Annotated in this window: 16 protein-coding genes; 5 read left to right on the forward strand and 11 right to left on the reverse strand. The window is 52.0% G+C overall.

The genetic code is table 11. The annotated features are described in order from the left end of the window. Positions 1–42: 42 nt before the first annotated feature. Entirely contained in the window at positions 43–1,413 is a 1,371-nt protein-coding gene (gene hemN / locus BW972_RS14585) for an oxygen-independent coproporphyrinogen III oxidase (protein ID WP_007657669.1), read from the reverse strand. A gap of 230 nt (positions 1,414–1,643) precedes the next feature. Between hemN and BW972_RS14590 the strand changes: the two genes are divergently transcribed. Together BW972_RS14590 and BW972_RS14595 are read left to right on the forward strand one after the other, a co-directional pair. After that, positions 1,644–2,753, forward strand: coding sequence for an alanine racemase (locus tag BW972_RS14590; protein WP_007657670.1), 1,110 nt, complete (start codon positions 1,644–1,646; stop codon positions 2,751–2,753). A 73-nt stretch (positions 2,754–2,826) separates the two neighbouring features. Next, a complete protein-coding gene (locus BW972_RS14595) occupies positions 2,827–3,705 on the forward strand; it encodes a glycoside hydrolase family 25 protein (RefSeq protein WP_076422657.1) in 879 nt (292 codons plus the stop codon). Positions 3,706–3,744: 39 nt separating this feature from the next. Here the strand turns inward: BW972_RS14595 and BW972_RS14600 are convergent, their stop codons facing one another. Then, the gene (locus BW972_RS14600; protein ID WP_007657677.1) at positions 3,745–4,509 is read right to left on the reverse strand and encodes a hypothetical protein; all 765 of its coding nucleotides are present in this window, start codon (positions 4,507–4,509) and stop codon (positions 3,745–3,747) included. A gap of 85 nt (positions 4,510–4,594) precedes the next feature. Beyond that, a complete protein-coding gene (locus BW972_RS14605; protein WP_076422658.1) occupies positions 4,595–6,406 on the reverse strand; it encodes a glycosyltransferase family 2 protein in 1,812 nt (603 codons plus the stop codon). 231 nt (positions 6,407–6,637) lie between these two features. Between BW972_RS14605 and BW972_RS14610 the strand changes: the two genes are divergently transcribed. Both BW972_RS14610 and BW972_RS14615 read left to right on the forward strand, forming a co-directional pair. Further along, the gene (locus BW972_RS14610; protein WP_234986397.1) at positions 6,638–7,939 is read left to right on the forward strand and encodes a glycoside hydrolase family 2 TIM barrel-domain containing protein; all 1,302 of its coding nucleotides are present in this window, start codon (positions 6,638–6,640) and stop codon (positions 7,937–7,939) included. 238 nt (positions 7,940–8,177) lie between these two features. Beyond that, a complete protein-coding gene (locus BW972_RS14615) occupies positions 8,178–8,999 on the forward strand; it encodes a nucleotidyltransferase (RefSeq protein WP_083674190.1) in 822 nt (273 codons plus the stop codon). A gap of 73 nt (positions 9,000–9,072) precedes the next feature. On the opposite strand, the gene BW972_RS14620 is transcribed toward BW972_RS14615, so the two are convergent. From BW972_RS14620 to BW972_RS14635, 4 genes are all read right to left on the reverse strand, one after another. Beyond that, entirely contained in the window at positions 9,073–9,585 is a 513-nt protein-coding gene (locus BW972_RS14620) for a DinB family protein (protein WP_076422660.1), read from the reverse strand. Positions 9,586–9,615: 30 nt separating this feature from the next. Further along, on the reverse strand, positions 9,616–10,101 hold the full coding sequence (locus tag BW972_RS14625) for a GNAT family N-acetyltransferase (RefSeq protein WP_051017802.1): 486 nt from the start codon (positions 10,099–10,101) through the stop codon (positions 9,616–9,618). A gap of 3 nt (positions 10,102–10,104) precedes the next feature. Beyond that, positions 10,105–10,530: an EamA family transporter gene (locus BW972_RS14630; protein ID WP_007659376.1), complete on the reverse strand. Its 426-nt coding sequence runs from the start codon at positions 10,528–10,530 to the stop codon at positions 10,105–10,107. Positions 10,531–10,617: 87 nt separating this feature from the next. Next, the gene (locus BW972_RS14635; protein WP_076422661.1) at positions 10,618–11,640 is read right to left on the reverse strand and encodes a phosphatase PAP2 family protein; all 1,023 of its coding nucleotides are present in this window, start codon (positions 11,638–11,640) and stop codon (positions 10,618–10,620) included. Positions 11,641–11,807: 167 nt separating this feature from the next. On the opposite strand from BW972_RS14635, the gene BW972_RS14640 reads away from it, so the two are divergent. Continuing rightward, positions 11,808–13,271 carry an aminoacyl-histidine dipeptidase gene (locus tag BW972_RS14640; RefSeq protein WP_076422662.1) on the forward strand — a complete coding sequence of 488 codons (1,464 nt, stop codon included), beginning with the start codon at positions 11,808–11,810 and terminating at the stop codon, positions 13,269–13,271. A 191-nt stretch (positions 13,272–13,462) separates the two neighbouring features. Here BW972_RS14640 and BW972_RS14645 read toward each other — a convergent pair whose 3' ends face one another. Genes BW972_RS14645 through BW972_RS14660 form a run of 4 tightly spaced genes read right to left on the reverse strand, consistent with a single transcriptional unit; the run spans position 13,463 to position 20,117 of the window. Next, on the reverse strand, positions 13,463–14,638 hold the full coding sequence (locus tag BW972_RS14645) for a sensor histidine kinase (protein WP_234986398.1): 1,176 nt from the start codon (positions 14,636–14,638) through the stop codon (positions 13,463–13,465). A 25-nt stretch (positions 14,639–14,663) separates the two neighbouring features. Next, positions 14,664–15,236: a chemotaxis protein CheB gene (locus tag BW972_RS14650; protein WP_007659359.1), complete on the reverse strand. Its 573-nt coding sequence runs from the start codon at positions 15,234–15,236 to the stop codon at positions 14,664–14,666. Beyond that, positions 15,236–16,066: a CheR family methyltransferase gene (locus BW972_RS14655; protein ID WP_076422664.1), complete on the reverse strand. Its 831-nt coding sequence runs from the start codon at positions 16,064–16,066 to the stop codon at positions 15,236–15,238. The genes BW972_RS14650 and BW972_RS14655 overlap by 1 nt, the downstream gene beginning before the upstream one ends. After that, a complete protein-coding gene (locus tag BW972_RS14660; RefSeq protein ID WP_076422665.1) occupies positions 16,056–20,117 on the reverse strand; it encodes a response regulator in 4,062 nt (1,353 codons plus the stop codon). Before BW972_RS14660 ends, BW972_RS14655 begins: the two co-directional genes overlap by 11 nt. Between the last annotated feature and the right edge of the window lie 109 nt (positions 20,118–20,226).

A 20,226-nucleotide genomic window follows, 5' to 3' on the forward strand; every position in this document is an offset into this window, starting at 1 on the left:
CTTCGGTCTGAATAATCAAAAAATCAATCCTATCAAATCACCTTAAACAGACTTACTAAAAACCGGCACCGTCATCTTTCCAGCCCATAGTCGGGCATCCAGGCACATGGCAATGTTACGCACAAAAGGCTTGCCCGCTGGCAGCACCTGTATGTCCTGGTTGCTGTACTCTACCAGCCCGTCGTCTGCCAAGGGTTGCAGGCGCATTAGCGCATCCACAAAATAAGGCAGTTCCTCAGGCTCCCAGCTCGTGTAGTCGCGACACATCAGGTTTTGGATGTGGGTGCGCAGCAGCATGTCCTCGCTGGTCAGTTCGTGACCTTTGAAGATCGGTAGATGACCAGTCAGCACGACTTCTTCGTAGGCTTCTACTTCTTTGATGTTCTGCATAAAGGCCGTGCCTGTGTCAGAGATGCTGGAGCAGCCCAAGCCGATCAGGAGTTGCGTATGACGCGGGGTATAGCCCATGAAATTGCGGTGCAGCGTGCCATTGGCTGACGCGATGCACAGCTCGTCTTCCGGCAGGGCGAAGTGGTCCATGCCAGTTTCAATGTAACCCGCCTCTTCCAGCATGGTTCTGCCCAGTTCATATAAACCACGCTTTACCTCTGGTGCAGGCAGGTCAGCCTCTGAGTAGCGGCGCTGGCCTTTGCTCTTCCAAGGCACGTGAGCGTAACTGTAGAAGGCTATACGCTCAGGGCGCAGCTCTTTCACTTTCTCAATAGTATGGCGCACGCTGTTTGCGGTCTGGTGCGGCAGTCCGTAAATAATGTCGCCGTTGATGGAGGTATAGCCGATTTCGCGGGCTATGTCAAATATCTCTTTCGTCTTTTCAAAGGTCTGGATGCGGTTGATGATCAGCTGCACGTAAGGGTCGAAGTCCTGTATACCCACACTCAGCCTGCGGAAGCCCAGGTCGTACAGTACCTGCAGCTGTTCACGGTTTGTCGCGTTCGGGTGCACTTCGATGCTGAAAGCTGCATTTGGCGTAGTCTCGGTTTTTTCGAGCAATCGCTCCAGCAGGTTCTTCAGGTTGGCTGCACTGAAGAAAGTCGGGGTGCCGCCACCCAGGTGCAGTTCCGTGATGCGTGGTTTTTCATCGAACAGTTCCAGATACTGATCCCACTCTTTCAGCAGGGCTTCAAGGTATGGCGACTCTACTGCGTGGTTTTTGGTAATGCGCTTGTTACAGCCGCAATACGTACACAAAGCCTCGCAAAAAGGGAGGTGCAGGTATAGACTGATACCTTCTTTCTTATTGGTGGCCCGGAAAGCCTGCTGCACATGGCTCTTCCAACGGGCTTCGGTCAGAGGCTTTTCGTCCCAGAACGGCACAGTAGGGTAGCTGGTATAGCGTGGCGAAGGCACATCGTACTTGGCCAGTAGTTCAGCAGGAGTGACAGCAGTTTTCATAATCGGTTCTTCTAAAATGGTACATCGAAGCAATAGCTGCTTCATTACGGTTACAAAGGTCGGGCATGCAGGTGGCTGAAGAAATGACATTTGTCAGTCAGGGCACTTTTTCTGAACTTTAGGGCAGGGCAAGGGGGTGACATTTGTCATGAAATTGATTTTAGTACTGAAAATGCTGGTGCCATACTTGCTTCCCGATTTGCCCGCTATACCTCTTAATTCAGAATAACATGCTCAATCATATCACCCAGACCACCCTTTTGCTAGACGAGGAGAAGTGCCGCCGGAACATCGCCATGATGGCCGAGAAGGCTGCCCGCAACAACATCCGGCTTCGTCCGCATTTTAAAACGCACCAGTCGGCGCAGGTGGGGGAGTGGTTTCGGGAGGCTGGAACAGAAGCCATCACTGTCTCTTCACTCAAAATGGCACGCTACTTTGCCATGCACGGCTGGAAAGATATCATGGTGGCTATACCTGTGAACATCCGCGATATGGCATTGGTAAACGAACTGGCGGAGAAGATAAAACTACATTTAGTAGCCGTGAACATCGAAACAGTGCAGGCGCTGGCAAAGCACCTACAGCACCCGGTGAATCTATGGCTCAAAATCGACACAGGTTACCGCCGCACGGGCATTCTGCCGCACAGTCATGAAGAACTCGACGCGATTGTGGCACTATTGGAGGAGAGCGAGAGGCTGCAGTTCACAGGCGTGCTCGCTCACGACGGCCATACCTACAAGCAGACCGATGCAGAAGCCATACGGACAATTCATCATACCACGGTCTTTCTCCTGAACCTGGTACGCGACAGGTATAAGGCGCGCTTCCCGGAGCTGCAGGTGTCGATCGGGGATACACCCTCTTGCAGTATTCTTCAAACTATCACTGGCGTTGATGAGATCCGCCCAGGTAACTTTGTGTTCTATGATCTGACGCAACAGCACATTGGTTCCTGCAGTTTCGAGCAGATAGCGGTATGCATGGCCTGCCCGGTGATCGCAAAGCACCCGGAGCGTAACGAGATCATTGTGCACGGCGGCAGTGTGCATTTTTCCAAAGACAGTTTGGTAGGGGCAGATGGCTCGCTGATCTTCGGACGCGTGGTGGAACTGACGGAAAACAGCTGGTCAGAACCCTTGGAAGGTATAGAACTAGTGTCCCTTTCTCAAGAGCATGGTACCATACGAGCCAGCAAGGAACTCTTCGACAAGTATAAAATAGGCGACCTGATGGGAATTCTCCCAATCCATTCCTGCCTCACTGCTGACGCGATGGGAAACTACACGACCCTCGATGGCAAGCGACTGGAGCATCTGTCAGGTATAGCGAAGTAGTGCTGTCATTTTTAAGAATTCTTGCATCTGCAATTAGCCTGAAAGGTATATCTTTGCTTTCCCTCAGGCAGCTATGAGTACAGTCAAAACTCCTAATCCGATCAAGGCCATCCGGACGCCCAAGGCTACACCAGCCCCAAAGGCTCCCCGTGCTGCGCCCAAACGCAAGAAGCCCAAAAAGAAGCAGTCCAAGCTGCCTTTCTGGATCGGGCTGGGCGTGGTCGCAGCTATCGGTTTACTGGTACTTTATGTGGAGTTCTTCACTGAAAAGAAGCAGCCTGTCTGGCCGGAAGGGCATAGTCCGCTTGGCAATACGATCTTGGGTATAGATGTGTCCAAGTACCAGCGCAAGATCAACTGGGAGAAGGTGCGCGACAATGACGTGACCTTTGCTTTTATCAAGGCCACTGAAGGTGTGAAGCTGAAAGACAGTCACTATGAGCGAAACTGGGAGGGCACGCAGGAGGTGGGCATCATCCGGGGAGCTTACCATTTTTACCGTCCCAGCGTCTCGCCTGAGGAGCAGGCCCGCAACTTCATCCAAACGGTGGTACTGCAGCCTGGTGATCTGCCGCCCGTGCTGGATGTGGAGGTTCGCGGCAAGCAGCCGCTCAACCACTTCCGGGGCGACATCAAAGAGTGGCTGGTACACGTGGAGCGGGCCTATGGCGTGAAGCCGATCATCTACACCGGCTACAGTTTCTACAAAGACTATCTCGAAGGCTATTTTGACGAATACACACTCTGGATCGCGCACTACAACGTGAAAGAGCTGAAGATGCAACGCACGGACCGGGCATTGCTATCGTTCTGGCAGCACACCGACCGTGGCGTGATAGAAGGTATACGGGGGCCGGTAGACTGCAATATCTTCTACGGCACCAGGAAGGACATTCTCAAACTTTGTATTCAGCCAAAAGAAACCACAGAAACAGCAAAGGCGCAACGATAAGCTGCGCCTTTGCTGTTTTTTTATGATTGCTATGCTGGTCTACCAGTCGTGGCTCCAGCGGTTTTGAGCTGTATTAAACTCACGTGGGCGACGGTCATCGCGGTCTCGGTCACGGTCTCTGCGACCTTGGCTACCAGAAGACCGGTTTCCTGGCTGCATGAAGCCGCTCGAGCCATAGTCGCCTTCGCCATATCGGCTGCGGGTTTCGCGGTTGTAGCCGCTGCCCATGTAGTTGCCCTGATCATCGCCATAGTTGGAGCTGTAGTAGTCGTCACGTTCAAAGTCGTAGCGGCCCTGGCCACTGCTGCCTTCAAAGCGGCGCGATACTTCGTTGCCGTACAGGTCTTCGCGGTCGGAGCCATACCTGTTGTGGCGGCTGTAATCACGGCCTTCCTCGCGGTAGCCACGGTTACCCATTGATCCTCTGCCTTCACTGCCATACCTGCGCTGAGATCCCATGCCGCTGTCAAACGGATGGTCAGAATCGTGGCGGCCGCCTCTGCTGTCGCCGAAGCCCTGGGCACCGCCATAGCTGCCCATGTTGCCGTAGTTGCGGGATGAGCTGTAGGTATCGTTGTCGGTGATGTTTCTTCTGGAATAGTTACGCGATCCGCCCCGCTCATTGCCCTGGTTGCCCCAAGTGTCCTGGTAGGTTTCATTGCCATAGCCGCCATGCGCTGCAGAGCCGTAGTCGTCGAAACGGTAGCCGCTGTCCTGCTCAGGATGACGGTAGCGCTCTGAGCGACGGGTATGGAATTCTCTTTCATGACGGTCGTGATCCCGGTCTGATGAATGTCTGTTCATAGTTCTAAGTTTTAGTGTTCTACATCAATACATTATACTTATAAACGAGAGCAACCGTCAACTGTTGGCGAATTTGTGCCTGTACTTATTGGGGGCTGGGCAGCAGACTGGCGGGAAGTATGGTATGAGGGCGAGCACCAGTGTTAACAGGTTTTTGTACCAGCGGCTTGTCCTGTTCCTGAGAGGTATTGTAAGGCTTGTAGCCAAACAGCAAAAAACTGGTAGAAACAGCCACTGAGACCATTGTGATCAAAATGGCAACGTAGCGAATGCCGTCGTAAAAGCTGTGACGCGTGCGCCAGATCGCCAGTCGGAGCGGTTGCAGCACAGGCTGCAGCAGGTGGGCGTGCAGGATGTTGTGTCGCACCCATTGTATGAATTTCTCCTGCCCGATCACCACCACAGAACCCAGTATAAATACATTGACGAGTGAGAACATGGCCATCATCTGTACATACGGATTGGTATACAGATGCCCGTACAGATGCTGACTGTAAGCGATGGCTCCGAGCATCAGCCCGACCATCAGCATGTTGGGCAGACTCAGCAGCCAGTTGTTTTTCGGCTTGTCATCTTTAGGAGTAGGTATATAAGGCACCTTCACCCGGAAAATAGAGTAAACGAGCCCCAGCAGGAAAATCCACCAGGTGCCGGTACGCAGAATACCTCCGAACATGTGGAAGCCCTTTTCATTTTTCTCGTGGTACCACCTCTGCGCATATTGCCGGATAGCAATGGAGATCAGGAAGAAAGGCGTGAACATAATAAGGAATTCGCCCAAAGACACATACCAGGGAAATTCCGCCATAATCAGTGCCAGGGAAGGAATGAGGAAATCGATCAGGTTGAAAACACCAAACAGGTAGTAGAGCGGCAGTGTGCCGTAGTGGATGCGCTGCCGCCAGGTGAAGTGTTTGAACAGTTTCGGGTATGTGGTGAAAAGCAATTCAAATGTACCGCGGCTCCATTTTACCTGCTGCTTGTAGTAGGCGGCCAGCGTGCCGGGTACCAGGCCCCGGTTCAGGATCTTGGGTACGTATACTGATTTCCATCCTTTGGCGTGCAGTTGCATGGCCGTGTGCATGTCTTCGGCCAGACCGGCTGCGTGACCACCAATGCTATCGAGGGCGCTGCGGCGGAAAACGCAGTTGGCCCCGATGGCCTGCGCCGTACCGTGTGCGTTCATGCCCATCATCATCGGGCCATAAAAGTTGTAGGTCTGCTCGGCGGCCCCATAAGCCACCAGGCTTTCCTTCTGGTTGTAATAAGCCTGCACGCACTGCACATAGCCAATCTCCGGATCTTCAAAATAAGGGAGCACCTCGTCCAGAAACTCCGGCACCGGCACATGGTCCGGGTCCAGAATCAGGCAGATGTCACCGGTGGCCTGTTTCAGGGCGTTGTTGATGTTGCCTGCCTTGGCGTTGATCTTTTTGGTACGGGTCACATGGATCACGCCCAGTCGCTCGCATTGCTCCCTCAGGTAAGGATCATCGGCTTCGTCGCACAGGTAAGTGGTATGCGGATAGCGGATGCGCTGAATGGCTTCCAGTGTGTTGATAATCATGTCGTAAGGCTCGCCGGCGCAAAAAGTAGTGAGCACATCTACCTTAAACTTAGTTCGCAGCTTAGGCTTGACTGGTACGCTCACATCAAAATAGTGGTACCATTCGTGCAGGGTGCGCAGCAGTTTAAAGCCGAGTGCAGTGGTCAGAAGTATATAGAGCGGCAGGTAGCCGATATGGTCTGCGTCGATGAACCAGTACAGGAACAGCACCATGGTGATCAGGCCCATCACGATCATGAGCCGGATGGTCAGGACATCCTTCGGCTTAGTGACAACACCGGGAATGGAAGTATGCTGTACTTTAGGGTTACTGGCAGGAATGTTATACATCAGCGAACGGGAACGTGTATTTTTTTAGGATAGCTTAATTTTTATGCACTTGCTGTTTTGCCTGTTTTGTGATTATCTGGTACAATAACATCTGTGGTTTATACTCGTATTATCCTCAAAAGTTCCATTGCTTTACCCTGTACTTTATCACTTACGCCTTACTTTCTTGACTTTATGCTGACCAGCTATATGGTTTATTCTATCCGTTTTAGTACAATTGTTGTCTTTTGCTTGTTTGTTTTAAGTTCTTGTGCTTTTATAACATCTGATGATCAACAGTATAACAAACTGGGGCGCACTGTAGAAGTCGTGAAGGAGGGGGAGAAGTATACTCTGTACCGGAATGGCAAACCCTACTTTATAAAGGGAGCCGCCGGATACGAGCATTTTGACAAGGTAGCTGCTTATGGTGGCAACTCTATCCGGGTGTGGCACACGGAGGATGCGCAGCGTATTCTGGACGAAGCGCATGAACAGGGGCTGACCGTTATGCTGGGGCTCTGGATGGAGCGTGAGCGGGAAGGCTTCAACTACTACGACAAAGAAGATGTAGCTGCCCAGAAGGAGCGTCTGCGCCAGGAAGTGCTTAAGTACAAGGACCATCCGGCCCTGCTGATGTGGGTGGTAGGTAACGAGCTGTATGCCGAGGGCTCCAATGTGAAGGTATGGGATGCGGTGAACGGCGTGGCGGAGATGATCCATGACATAGATCCGAACCACCCGACGACCACTACTGTCATGAACGTGCCAAAGCAGGTTGTCAACCTGATCAAGCGACGCTGCCCGGCCATCGATATTCTCTCTATCAACTCCTTCGGAGCCCTGAACGACCTGCCTGCTGAAATCCGGGAAACCAACTGGAGCGGTCCTTATGTGATAGCCGAGTTCGGAGGCAGAGGTTACTGGGAGACTTACACGACCTGGTGGTATGCACCGATTGAGCAGACCAGTTCCGAGAAAGCCGCCTTTGCCCGCGAAAGGTATGAGAAGACCGTGCTGGCTGACCCTGACCGCTGCCTGGGTGCCTATGCTTTTATATGGGGCTACAAGTATGAAACCACCCCGACCTGGTTCAGCATCATGACCGAGACCGGCGAAGAAACGGAGCTGGCACAGGTAATGCGGGAGATCTGGAGCGGGAAGCGGGATTTTAACCGGGCTCCGCACATCGCCTATCTCTCGCTCAAAGATATCTTTCCAACGGACCAGGTATACCTGCAGCCCGGTGAATTGTCCTCAGCAGCAGTGTTCACTACCGACCCTGACGGCGATAGCCTGCAAGTGCAGTGGGAGCTGCTGCCCGAAACGGTAAGTGAAGACGGCAATGCCATCAAAGAACAAAAGCCTGATGCTATACCTGATGCGATCCAGAAAACAAATGGCAAAAACGTCACGCTCAAAGCCCCGCAGCGTGACGGGGCCTACCGACTCTATGCCTATGTCTATGACGGGCAGGGAAACGTTGCTACGGCTAACTTCCCTTTCTATGTGAAAGCTGGCAATACCTTCAGCTCAGCATTGGATTTCTATTGATGTATTCCAGGTTTTATCCAAATTAAATTTTGCCTTTCAAGGGAAAATTGTGACTATACCTAACCGGATTGTTTATTTAGTCAGTGCTACAACTAATTCAGCGCTTTATCAGTAAACCACTTACCTCAGTTTTAGATTAAGGAGTAGTACAATTTAGACTGTTTCTGACAGAGGCAGTCTTCAGGCAATGCTGTCTCCTGCTGAAGATTACATCGATCACAGAGCCTGAATTTGACACATGAATAAGCAACTGAATCATACAAAAGTAAAAACCGCCCAAGACCCGGTAAAAACTAAAAAAAAGACCGTTAAAGCAAAGCAGACTCCCCCTGATGATGGCGAACTAACCGCAGAGAGCTTTTACAAAGAAGCGCTGAGCCTGCTGGTCAAGAGTGAGGCCAAATTCCTGGTGGGTGGCGGTCTGGCCCTTGACATGTACACGGGAATCAACAGGGCAACAAAAGACATGGATATTTTCTGCAAAGTGGGAGAGTGCCCCCGCATTCTCAAGACCTTTGCCGAAGAGGGTTACTATACCGAAATGACCGATGCCCGCTGGCTGGCCAAAGCCAAAAAAGGGGAGCACCTCATGGACCTGATCTTCAATAACCCCGCCAGCATGTGCCCGGTGAATGACCGTTGGTTTGAGTATGCCACGGAGGGCGAGCTGTACGGTGTAAAAGTGAAATTTATGCCTGCCGAAGAGCTGATCTGGTGCAAACTGTACGTGCAGAACAGGGAGCGCTATGATGGTTCTGACATCAACCACATCATCCTGAGCTGTGGCGAAAAGCTGGACTGGAACCGGCTGTGGTCCTATACCGAACAGCACTGGCAGCTGTTACTGGCCCAGTTCATGAGTTTCCAGTTCGTATACCCATCCGATCGCGACATCATACCCCGCTGGCTAATGGACGAACTGCTGCTGCGGGCCAAAGAGCAGTATGATGTGGAACCACCAAAAGATAAGATATGTCGGGGCCCGTTTATCGACCAGACCCAGTACGGACATGATGTACGTGTGTGGGACTACAAGGCCCTTACCATGCGAACGATATAGCTGCTATACCTGCCGATAAGGTATAGTCAACAAAAAAACGCCACTGCAATGAGCAGTGGCGTTTTTTTATGAATTAAATTTTGGATGCCTGAGTGCTTTGCTCCTGTACCTGCTCTGAGGTGAGGCCAAAAATAGGGGGCGTCGGTATGCCCAGTATGCCCAGGTAGGTATAGATGTGCGCCCGGTGATGAATTTCATGCTCAATCAATGCGCGAAGCCATTTCCAGCACGTAATCTGTCCGCCTCCCGGTGTTTGTATTTTCTGCTGCAGGCCCTGGTCAGACAGGCTGCTGAAAATAGCGAGACTTTCCTGATGCTTTTCCCTGAAAAATGCCAGTACCTGTTCCGGATCATCCGCCAGTGCCTTGCCGCAACCAGTATAAGCAGCAGATCTGCCTTGCACGGTCTCTGCATACAGATAGCGCTCTATGGCTGCAATGTGCCGGATCTGGTCTGCAAAGGTGAATTTACCTTCCCGGTAGGTCCAGTCGAATTGGTCGGCAGGTATACAGGCGATAACACGCTCAGTGCGCTGCCTGATCTTGTCGTAATAATCCAGAAAAGAAGGTATGCTGCTGATTTCCATGGGCTTTTTAGGCTGATTACGAGTTTCAGGTCAAAACAAGTTGCTGCGTCGCTCGAGCAATATGGTGTTGCGCCACACTCCGTGCAACTGGGCAATGCGGTCGCGGTAGCCGATCTGCCGGAAACCGTGCCGCTCCTGCATACGCAGGCTGGTGGTATTGTCAGCAAAAGTCGAGGACTGCAGTGTCCAGATACCGTTGGCTTCGCTCTCCTCAATCATGGCCTGCATGAGCCTATCGGCTATACCTCTGCCACGGTGGCGGGTGGCAATGTAAATGCTGAACTCAGCCACTCCCCGGTAACAGGCCCTGGAGGAGACGGGCAGGAGCGCTACCCAACCCAGCACTTCCTCATTTTCAATAGCGACGATTCGGGTGTGCGGCAGGTGGTTGCGGTCCCATTCCTCCCAGGTGGGAACCTCCGTGTTGAAGGTTGAAAAGCCGGTTTGCAGGCCTTCACCGTAAATGCGGAGCACATCACAGGCGTGCCCCTGCTGCATTGTTGCAAGCTGTATCATCTTTTATTTCCAGATCAGAATCAAAGTTCCACACAAGATCACGCCCATGCCCAGCAGCAGACGCGGCGTGAGCGGCTCATTCAGCAGAAAGTAGGAGAGGCCCACCGTGACCAGTATACCTGCCCGGTCTATAGTAGCCACTACCGATACATCGGCTGTTTTGATGGCTTTGAAATAGAGAATCCAATAAACTGCAGTGCAGGCTCCTGCCAGTATAAACCAGGTGAGCGTTTTGTTATCGATCAGCCGGGCTGACTTGAGGCCACCTGCGTAGAGCGCATGGCCCAGCACCATCATAAACAACACCCCTGTGCGTATCACCAAAGCCAGATGCTCGTTGGCGTTGTTATTCATGCCCATCTTCGCAAACACCATTGCCACGCCCCCTGTGAGCATGGCAACGAGTGCGTATCCTAACCAAGATTCCATTATCCCTAAAATTTCAGGCTGCAATAGTACGACAGGTTTTACACTCTCCAACTACTTCGGCTCGGAATTTTTGCGCGGCTTTCGGCCTTATTTTTTTGTGAGCTGATTAGCAGCCCTTACCTGTACTATTTCCGCTTTCATCGCTTCCAGGTCAGTGCGGAATTTACGGCTCTTCATCAGCTCTTCCACAAACTGGCGGGCAAATTCCTTACCGGCTTCTGAGTCGCTCGGGTAGTGCACGCCGCGGGTCTCTCTGGAGAAGGCCATCTCGCTGGCTACGCCCAGGAAGTGGTCTTTGTACTCCGGGAAAATATGACTTAGAATATAGGCATGCACGTGCGAAGTGGAAGAGTGTCCGCTAGGGTAGGAGGCGTGGCCCGGTGCTTCCAGGTTCTCCAGTCGGGCGTCCAATTGGTAAGGGCGTGGGCGGCTAAAGTCGGCTTTGAGCGAGAAGATGTAGTAAGTGGCATCCTGAATGACATTTTGCAAAACCTGTGTTGTTACAGGCAACTGTTTCGCATTGAACCAGGGACCCAGGTCGCGGCCAATGTAGAACAGGCTGTTGATGTTGCGGGTATAATCTGCATCAGCCGGATTGGTAGTCAGCGGGTCGAAGTATACGGCGGCCATGGTTTCAGTTCGGTTGATGGCTTCGGCGTTTCGGTTCTTTTGCAGGTGCAGCAAAAAGTCGAGTTCAGCTCGGGTTTCGGCAGAACTGTTGGCCGGGAAAGGCTTGAGCCTAAACTTGCTCACCGGCACATCCACGTATACCGTGCGCAACTTCAGGTAAGCCCCACGCTTAAAGTCTGCCTCGGGGAAGGTGATGTCATCCAGGGAGCGGATGGCTACATCAGCTTTATTTTCCTTAGCAGTTTTGTTGTTGGTATGCACGACCATAGCCGTTTGCGCGTTGGCTGCGAAGTTGGCAAACAAGCCGGTCAGTAAAACGAAGGAAAGGGCAAGCAGGGTAGAAGAGGAATTGACTTTTTTGGCCTCTGCCGCTTCGCAGCACTTGCCTGTATTTACTTGCTGCGTAGCAGCTCGTTTCTGCTGTTCGGCTTTTAGGTTTTCGATAGACTGTGGTGTTGCGAATTGATAGATCGGTTCCATATGATGAATTGTTATTAGTGTTTAAGTTTCAAATTCATCAGGATGACGGGGAGGTGGGAGGAAAGACGCAAGGGTTTGAAAAAAAATTAAATTACCTTAGTGCCAACCAATATGTATGCCTGCATATAGGTATACACTAGCATTTCAATCAAAAAAGAAAACCATACATGAGCACCGAAGTAAGAGCACTCGAACCGAAAGCCCTCTGGAATAATTTTGCTGATCTGAACGCCGTCCCGCGTCCTTCTAAAAAGGAAGAGCGTGTGATCGCCTTTATGATGGAATTTGGTCGGAAACTTGGCCTTGAAACCATACAGGACGAGATCGGCAACGTCATCATCAAGAAGCCTGCCACCGCAGGTATGGAAGACCGCAAGACGGTGCTGATCCAGAGCCACGTGGACATGGTGCACCAGAAAAACGCCGACACCGATTTTGACTTCGACACGCAGGGCATCGACATGTATGTAGACGGTGACTGGGTAAAAGCCCGCGGCACGACACTCGGAGCCGACAACGGACTTGGTGTGGCCACGATCATGGCACTCCTGGCCTCTACTGACATCGAGCATCCAGCCATCGAGGCGCTGTTTACGGTAGACGAAGAAACAGGTATGACAGGTGCCCTCGGCCTGAAAGGCGGTATGCTGGAAGCCGAGATCATGCTCAACCTTGACACCGAAGACGATACTGAACTGACCATCGGTTGCGCCGGCGGAGTGGACATCAATGCCAGCGGCACTTATCAGCCTGAAGGTATAAGCGGCAACATGAAAGGCTACAAAGTAAACATCAAAGGCCTGACGGGCGGCCACTCTGGTATGGACATCTACCTCGGTCGCGGCAACGCCAACAAACTGATGAACCGTTTGCTACACCAGGCTACTGAAAAAGTTAGCCTGCGCATCGGCTCTATCGATGGTGGCGGACTGCGCAATGCGATCCCTCGTGAGTCAGTAGCTGTGGTGGCTATACCTGCAGGTGAGGTTGCGGCTTTTGAGAATTTTGTAGGAGAACTGACGGCTATCCTCAAAAACGAACACGCTACAACAGATCCGAATCTGGCCGTGACAGTAGAGCATACAGAAGCTCCTGCTCAGGTTTTACCAGCCGACTATCAGAGCAAGCTGCTGCGTGCGCTCTATGCCTGCCACAACGGAGTATATCGCATGAGCCCGGATATTCAGCACCTGGTGCAGACTTCCAATAACGTGGCCCGTGTGTTGGTGCAGGACGGAAAACTGACCGTGCAGTGCCTTACCCGTAGCTCTGTAGACAGTGAGAAAATGGATCTGGCTGCAGCTATTCAAAGTGCCCTCGAACTGGCTGGTGCATCAGTACAACTGAGCGGAATGTATCCGGGTTGGATGCCTCGACCGGGAGCGGGTATTGTGCAGCTGATGAGCGACCTTTACAAAGAGAAGTATAACGGCGAAGCCCACGTGAACGCCTGCCATGCTGGTTTGGAATGCGGTATCATCGGTGCGAACTACCCGGAGATGGAGATGATCTCATTCGGTCCGAACATCCGTGGTGCTCACTCTCCAGATGAAAAAGTGCAGATCAGCTCGGTGCAGAAGTACTGGGATTTCCTGCTGGATACATTGAAGCGTATACCTGCTAAAGCGTAGAAGAAACCTGAAACAGAAGAGCCGCTCCTGCAAATGCAAAGAGCGGCTCTTCTGTTTTATTGATTTTATTTACTCACCCGCATTACCCAATCCACGGCTTGCAGGGCGATGCCGGTAGTTCCATGCTGCGACTCAAGCATGGGGATGTGGTGAGTATCAAAGAGCCGCTTGCCATGATCAGGTATTGGCACTTACTGCCCCCTCAGATAAACCCTAAACTCAGAGCCTTTGCCTTGCTCGCTGTCACACTCAATTTTGCCGTCGCTGTTTTCCACTATACGCTTCACAATGGCCAAACCTACGCCAGTACCTTCCACGTGTGCATGTAAGCGCTTGAACATGTCAAATACCTTGTCCCGGTCTTCTGGTTTCAAACCAAGTCCATTGTCTTTTACACGGAATACAGTATAGGAGCCCTCGTGATACGTGCTGACTTCAATGATTGGCGGGCGTTCCGGTGAGCTATACTTGATAGCATTTGAAACCAGGTTGTAGACGATGCTGCGAAGGTTTTTGCGGGAGAAAACCATTTCGGGGGCCTCCGAAAAGTCGGTATCAATCGTGGCGTCGTATTTTAAAATCAGATCCTGGATGTTGAGTGTTATATCATCAATCAGCTCCTCGAACCGTACACTTTCGATGTTTGTTTCATCTTGGTGCTGCAGCTTGGCTACTTCTGTCAGGTCCATCAGGGTATGCTTGAAGCGACTGATCGCATCCTGTATCATGGCCATGATGATGTTGAGTTCGCCGTGATCAGGCTCAGGTGTATCCAGAACCTCTTTCAGCGCAACTGCCAGTCCTTCTATATTATTGATTGGAGCTTTGAGATCGTGAGAGGCCGTATACACAAAGTTGTCAAGGTCTTTATTTACGCGGGTAAGTTCAGCAGTGCGTGCTTTCACACGTTCTTCCAGCTCACGGTTGATTTCCTGGGTACGTTTATGCGCAAGCTCCACCTCTTTCTTCTGCAGATAAAAACGTACAAACGCCGCTACTTTTGCCTTGGTGATAGCAGGGTGCAGGGGCTTGAAAAGAAAGTCCACGGCACCGGCCTCAAAACCCTCCATCACATGCACATCCTGCTGGTGAATGGCTGTGACAAAAATGATGGGAATATCACGTGTTTTAGAGATGTCGCGGAGGTAACGGGCTACTTCATAGCCATTCATGCCAGGCATTTGCACATCCAGCAGAATCAGGGCTATTTCTTCCTGCAGCGCCAGTTTCAGGGCTTCTTCCCCTGAGTTGGCAAACAGGTAATCCGTATTATCGCCTTCATCAGAGAGCAGACTCGCCAGGCTGACAAGGTTTTCTTCCTTGTCGTCGACTAGCAATATCTTTACCGGGTGGGTAGCTGTAGGCAAGGTTGTTAGAGGTATGGTATCGTGGTCAGTGTCCATGTAAAGTTAGCAAATAAGCTTGTATGCGCTCAACATTCATGATACTACAGCCGGGTATGCTATTGATGGCTGCCAGCGGCATGGTGGCAATCTCCGCTTCGCCGGGATGCTGCACGATGGCAGTGCCCCGTTTCTCAAATATATACTTTAATCCTGAACTTCCATCCTTACTGGCCCCACTAAGTAGTATTCCAACTGTATTTTTCCCGAAAACATCAGCTGCGCTGGTAAAGGTCACGTCGATGGAAGGGCGGGAGTAGTTCTCCAGTTCGGAGGCATCGAGCGAGAAAGTATGGTCTCTTTCGAGCAGCACGTGGTAGTTAGATGGGGCTATGTATACATGGCCAGCCTCCAGTGGCGTTTTGTCATCGACTTCGACAGCTTTCAGCACCAGCTTCTTGTCAAAGAGCTCCTGCAGACTGCCTTCCTGATTGCGCAGCCGGTGCAGCACCAGCACGATGGGGATACTATAATCCGCGGGCAGCCCTTGCAGTATCTTCAAAGAGGCCTGTATGCCGCCCCATGAGCCACCTAGTACGATCAGTCGGGTATTGTCGCGCATCAGGAGTTCTTGCGATATATGCGGTTGTTTTTGTCTACAAAGTTATACTTGCTGCTGATCTCTGACATGGCCAGTGTTTCCTTTTTGCCCAATGCCAGGTAGCCCAGGCTCACCAGACTCTCATCAAAAAGCTGGTAAACACGTTCCTGCAGCGCACGGTTGAAATAGATGAGTACGTTGCGGCACACGATCAGGTGGAACTCATTGAACGAAGTATCGGTCGCCAGATTATGCGGATAGAATACCACATTTTTGACAAGCGAGGAGTTGAACTTCACGCTGCCGTAGTTGCTCGTATAGTATTCTGCAAAATCGCGCTTGCCACCGGCCGCGTAATAGGCGGCGGTGTAGGCCGTCATATGCGTAGCCGAGAAGATGCCATCTTTCGCCTGCCGTAGCACTTTCTGGTTGATGTCCGTGGCGTAAATCTTGGTTCGACTCAGCAGCCCTTCCTCCTCCAGCAGTATCGCCAGCGAAAACAGTTCCTCGCCGGTAGAACAACCCGCGTCCCATACCTTAATGAAAGGGTAGGTGGACAGAATCGGCAGCACGTTCTCACGCAGCGATTTAAAGAAAGTCGGATCGCGGAACATCTCTGTTACGTTCACGGTGACCTCCTGCAGGAAATTCTCGAAAAAGAAGCTATCTGTGAACAGAAATTTGCGCAGTTCGTCGATGCTCTGCAAATGCTTCTGACCCAGAAAACGCTTGATGCGGCGGTAAACCGAGGCCCGTGCATAGCCGCTGAAATCGTATCCGTACTGTGTGTGTATTTCTTTGATGAGCGCCTCTACCTCCAGCTCAAACAGCTCCTCGTTCTCAAGCTTCATACAACCATACGCGCATCAGGGTAAGCAACTTATCGGTATCCACTGGTTTAGGTATATAATCAGAAGCCCCGGCTTCTATGCATTTTTCTCTGTCTTCTTTCATGGCCTTCGCGGTGAGTGAAATGATCGGCAGTTGCTTAAAACGTAAATCCTTGCGGATTCGTTTTGTCGCTTCTATCCCATCCATTTCCGGCATCATCACGTCCATCAGCACCATGTCTATACCTGACTCTGTGTCAAGTTTTTCGAGTGCTTCCCTGCCATCGTAAGCCGCTATGACCTGCATGCCGTGCATCTCCAGCAGACTGCTCAGTGAGTAGATGTTGCGCACATCGTCGTCTACCACCAGTATCTTCTTGCCGCGCAGCACCTCTTCCGGCACATGCAGCTTCATCTTGAACTCGTTGCCCGGCGGCAGCTTCTGGTTTACCTTGTGCAGGAAGAGCTGCACTTCGTCGAGCAGGCGCAGGTATGAGTACTCGTTTTTGATGATGATCGTGTTGGCGAACTCCTTCAGCTTTGTCTCCTCTTCCTCACTCAGGTCCTTTCCGGAATAGATGATGATCGGGATGTCGCCGAGCTTGGTCTGCGACTTGATCTTCTTCATCCAGTCGTAGCCTTTCATGCCCGGCAGGTTGAGGTCGAGGATGATACAGTCGACCTTTTGCTTGGCCAGCACCTTTTCGGCCTCTTCCGCAGAGTAAGCGGAGGTGGACTTGAGTCCGTGCGCCAGCAGCAGTTCGGCCACGGCTTTATTCTCGATCTCGTTGTCCTCCACGATCAGGATGTTCTCGATGTTTGCCCCGGACTTACTCACGATGGAGCCAAAGGCTTTGTTCAGCATCTCGAGCGTCACGGGCTTCGGCAGGTACTCTTCATTCTCGGCATGTTCGCCGATCACCTCCTTATCGTAAGCCGACATCACGTGCACATTGATGTTTCGCAGGTCTTTGTCTTCACGCACTTTTTTGAGCACATCCCAACCTGTCATATCCGGCAGTTGGATGTCGAGCAGCATGGCATCAGGCTTGTGCTCCAGCGCCATGCGCAGGCCGTCACGCCCTGTAAAGGCCTGGTGTACTTTGAAGTTCTTGGCCTTGGCAAAGTCAGCCAGGATATCGCTGAAGCCTTTGTCGTCTTCCACAATCAGCACGCAGATGTCTTTCTTGTCCTGACGCTCCATGTTGAGAAACACCTGGCCCATGCTCTGGCTCTTTTGCTGTGCCGCAGAGGTGCTTGGTACAGTGACAGGCTGTGCAGCAGGTGGGGTATAAGCAGGAGCCTGACGCTGCTCAGGTACGGCGGAGCCATTTGTTGCACCAAAAGGCACACGCGGCAGGTATAGCGTAAAGGTACTGCCCTTGCCTGGCTCACTTTCCAGCATCAGCTCACCGCCCAGCAGGGTAGCCAGCTCTTTGCTGATCGTCAGTCCCAGACCGGTGCCGCCATACTTGCGGGTAGTGGACGTGTCGGCTTGCTGGAAGGCTTCAAAAACCATACTTTGCTTCTCGGCAGGTATACCGATGCCTGTGTCGCGCACAGCAAAGGCTACCACATCCTGGGCGTCGCGCAGCTGCTCCGACTTAAACTTAGGCCGCTGCGTAACCGGGTATACCTTGAACTCCACTTCACCGCCCTCGTCGGTAAATTTGATTGCATTGCCAATGAAGTTTTTGAGAATCTGCTCCAGCCGGAAACGGTCGGTCACGATGCTGTCGAAGGCACCCGGCACGTGGCGCTCCTTGAAGTTGATCTTCTTCTTGGCAGCCAGTTCTTTAAACATCGGCTCCAGGGACACGTCAGTCAGGCGCAGCTCTTCCGTCTCCAGCTTCACCATACCAGACTCGATTTTAGAGAGGTCCAGTATTTCGTTGATCAGCCTGAGCAGGTCATTACCTGATTTGTGAATGATCTGGGCGTGGTCGATCTGCTTCGTGGAGAGCGTGTTTTCGCTATTGTCGGCCAGTAGGCGCGACAGGATGAGGATACTGTTGAGCGGGGTGCGGAGCTCGTGGCTCATGTTGGCCAGGAAGTCGCTCTTGTACTTGCTCACGGTCTCTACCTGCTGTATCTTCAGTTCGATGGCTTCGCGGGCATCCTCCAGGGCCTTATTCTTAGCGCCCAGTGCCTCGTACTGCTCCTCCAGCAGTTGCGCCTTCTCTTCCAGTTCAGCGTTCTTCTCCTGCAACTCCTCCTGGTTCACGCGCAGTTCTTCTTCTGAAGCCTTAAGCTCGGCATTGAGTTGGCGCAGCTCTTCCTGCTGCGTCTCCAGTTCCTCGGCCTGGTTTTGTGTTTCGTAAAGCAGTTCCTGCGTTTGCAGGTGTGCTTTCAGGGTATGGATGAGCACCGAAATACGCTCGGCTGCGGAGTCGAGCAGACGGCGCTGCACCTCCGTATAAGGTCGGCGGGAGGCCAGCTCCAGTGCGCCTATGATGGTGTTGCCAAAGTATAATGGGATGAGGATGACCGTGGCAGGCTCAATGTCTGAAAGCCCGGTGCGGATGCGCAGGTACTCTTCCTGCACTCCTTCCAGTACCTTCACCTTGCGTTCGGCCACAGCCTGGCCTACCAAACCGGTTCCAATTTCAAACACAGGCAATTGAATCTTATTCTGTTGCAGGCCATGACTGGCGGCAGGTTCCAGTTTGCCGTTGTTGTTGTGCAGGTACAGCACACCGGCCTCAGAGTCGGTATAGTTGCAGAGGTAGGAGAGGGCATGTCTGGAGACTTTGTCCAGCGTGGTTTCGCCCCCGATCAGGTTACTCAGCTCGGCTACGCCTGTCAGCACCCAGTTACGATTTGCATTCTCTGTGGTGAAGTGCTCCAGGTTATTTTTCATGTCCCGGATGGCAAGGCTCAGCATATCCTCCTTGCTTTGCACCTCTATCTCCACGTCATACCGGCCCTCGCCAATAGCCTGCGCCACCTGCGACAGCGACACGGTTTTGTTCACCACCCCTCTGAATGAAGAGGCCACACTACCGATCTCGTCTTCGCTTTCAATATTAACCACCACGTCGGTGGCACCCAGTCGGATGCGGTCGGCTGCATTTTTGAGTGTAGCCAGTGAGGTAGAAATCAGACTGATGATGAAATAGGAAAGGAAGCCTACGAGCGTCAGAATAAACAGCAGCGCTACAAACAGTACCTGCAGATAGCGCTCCTTGCGATTGCTCTCATCCTGTACCTGCTCTCTGATGTTTTGTATGAGGTGCTTTTCGGCCTGGCGAAGCGCCTCGATATTGGAGGTATACAGGCTGTAAACAGAGCCTGCATCAAAGGTGTTCAGATCTGTGTCCGGATTCTGTTCAAGTCGCTGCACAACAGCAACGGCACGTTTATAATCGTCCGACACTAAGATCTCCTGCACTTCGCTCACAGTGCCACGATCGGCGTAGCGGTAAAAGTTGTCCAACGCTGTCGTATGGCTGTTGTACTGCGTCATAAGGAGGGCGTAATCCTGATATGAGAATATGCCTTCCTGCATGGATTTCATCAGCAGACTACGCATGCGACCCAGGTGGATCTTGGCTTCGGAGAGACTTTTGAAACTGATCAGCTGGCGACTGATCTCGACGTTGCTAAGAGCTGTTGCACTGGCGTCCATGCGGTTAAGCATACTAAAAATCAGCTCATTGGAGTAGCGGCGGAAGTCGTCCACATCCAGGCGACCTTTGTCCAGGTCACTGCGGTACTTATTGATATCCTGCATCATGGAAATGGCAGGCAGGGTGCGGCTGGTCTCGCTCAGAAAATCTGTGAGGTCGAGCGTAGCAGCATCGGTCAGACTTCTTTGCGCACGTGCATCGAGCATGAAAATGGAATCGCCGGAAGCTGCCGCCAGTATACGGGCACGCTCGCGCTGAAAGGCGTGCAACAGAGAGGATATTTTTTCTGACTCGGTGAGCTGAGCAATCTCGTCCTGCAGCTTGTCATTCTCTTCGATTTCGCGCTGCACGGTAACAGCCACAAAATAGACAAGCGGAAAAAGGAGCAGGGCCAGCAGGAGGAGGAGTTTATCCCTGATCTTCAGGTTTCGGATGATGTTCATCGAGCGTGCGTAGGGTTAAGCAAGGGTGAATAAGAACCTGTTAAAAATGCAAGTTAGGAAAAACAGATTTGTTTTGCCTTCAATACTTGCCTTGGCTGTTAAAAATCCA

This window comes from Pontibacter lucknowensis, assembly GCF_900156415.1.
GTDB lineage: Bacteria > Bacteroidota > Bacteroidia > Cytophagales > Hymenobacteraceae > Pontibacter > Pontibacter lucknowensis.

Excerpts from the sequence above, each read along its gene's own strand:
- hemN (WP_007657669.1), bottom strand. The coding sequence starts at position 1,413 with ATGAAAACTGCTGTCACTCCTGCTGAACTACTGGCCAAGTACGATGTG.
- BW972_RS14590 (WP_007657670.1), top strand. The coding sequence starts at position 1,644 with ATGCTCAATCATATCACCCAGACCACCCTTTTGCTAGACGAGGAGAAG.
- BW972_RS14595 (WP_076422657.1), top strand. The coding sequence starts at position 2,827 with ATGAGTACAGTCAAAACTCCTAATCCGATCAAGGCCATCCGGACGCCC.
- BW972_RS14600 (WP_007657677.1), bottom strand. The coding sequence starts at position 4,509 with ATGAACAGACATTCATCAGACCGGGATCACGACCGTCATGAAAGAGAA.
- BW972_RS14605 (WP_076422658.1), bottom strand. The coding sequence starts at position 6,406 with ATGTATAACATTCCTGCCAGTAACCCTAAAGTACAGCATACTTCCATT.
- BW972_RS14615 (WP_083674190.1), top strand. The coding sequence starts at position 8,178 with ATGAATAAGCAACTGAATCATACAAAAGTAAAAACCGCCCAAGACCCG.
- BW972_RS14620 (WP_076422660.1), bottom strand. The coding sequence starts at position 9,585 with ATGGAAATCAGCAGCATACCTTCTTTTCTGGATTATTACGACAAGATC.
- BW972_RS14625 (WP_051017802.1), bottom strand. The coding sequence starts at position 10,101 with ATGATACAGCTTGCAACAATGCAGCAGGGGCACGCCTGTGATGTGCTC.
- BW972_RS14630 (WP_007659376.1), bottom strand. The coding sequence starts at position 10,530 with ATGGAATCTTGGTTAGGATACGCACTCGTTGCCATGCTCACAGGGGGC.
- BW972_RS14635 (WP_076422661.1), bottom strand. The coding sequence starts at position 11,640 with ATGGAACCGATCTATCAATTCGCAACACCACAGTCTATCGAAAACCTA.
- BW972_RS14640 (WP_076422662.1), top strand. The coding sequence starts at position 11,808 with ATGAGCACCGAAGTAAGAGCACTCGAACCGAAAGCCCTCTGGAATAAT.
- BW972_RS14650 (WP_007659359.1), bottom strand. The coding sequence starts at position 15,236 with ATGCGCGACAATACCCGACTGATCGTACTAGGTGGCTCATGGGGCGGC.
- BW972_RS14655 (WP_076422664.1), bottom strand. The coding sequence starts at position 16,066 with ATGAAGCTTGAGAACGAGGAGCTGTTTGAGCTGGAGGTAGAGGCGCTC.
- BW972_RS14660 (WP_076422665.1), bottom strand. The coding sequence starts at position 20,117 with ATGAACATCATCCGAAACCTGAAGATCAGGGATAAACTCCTCCTCCTG.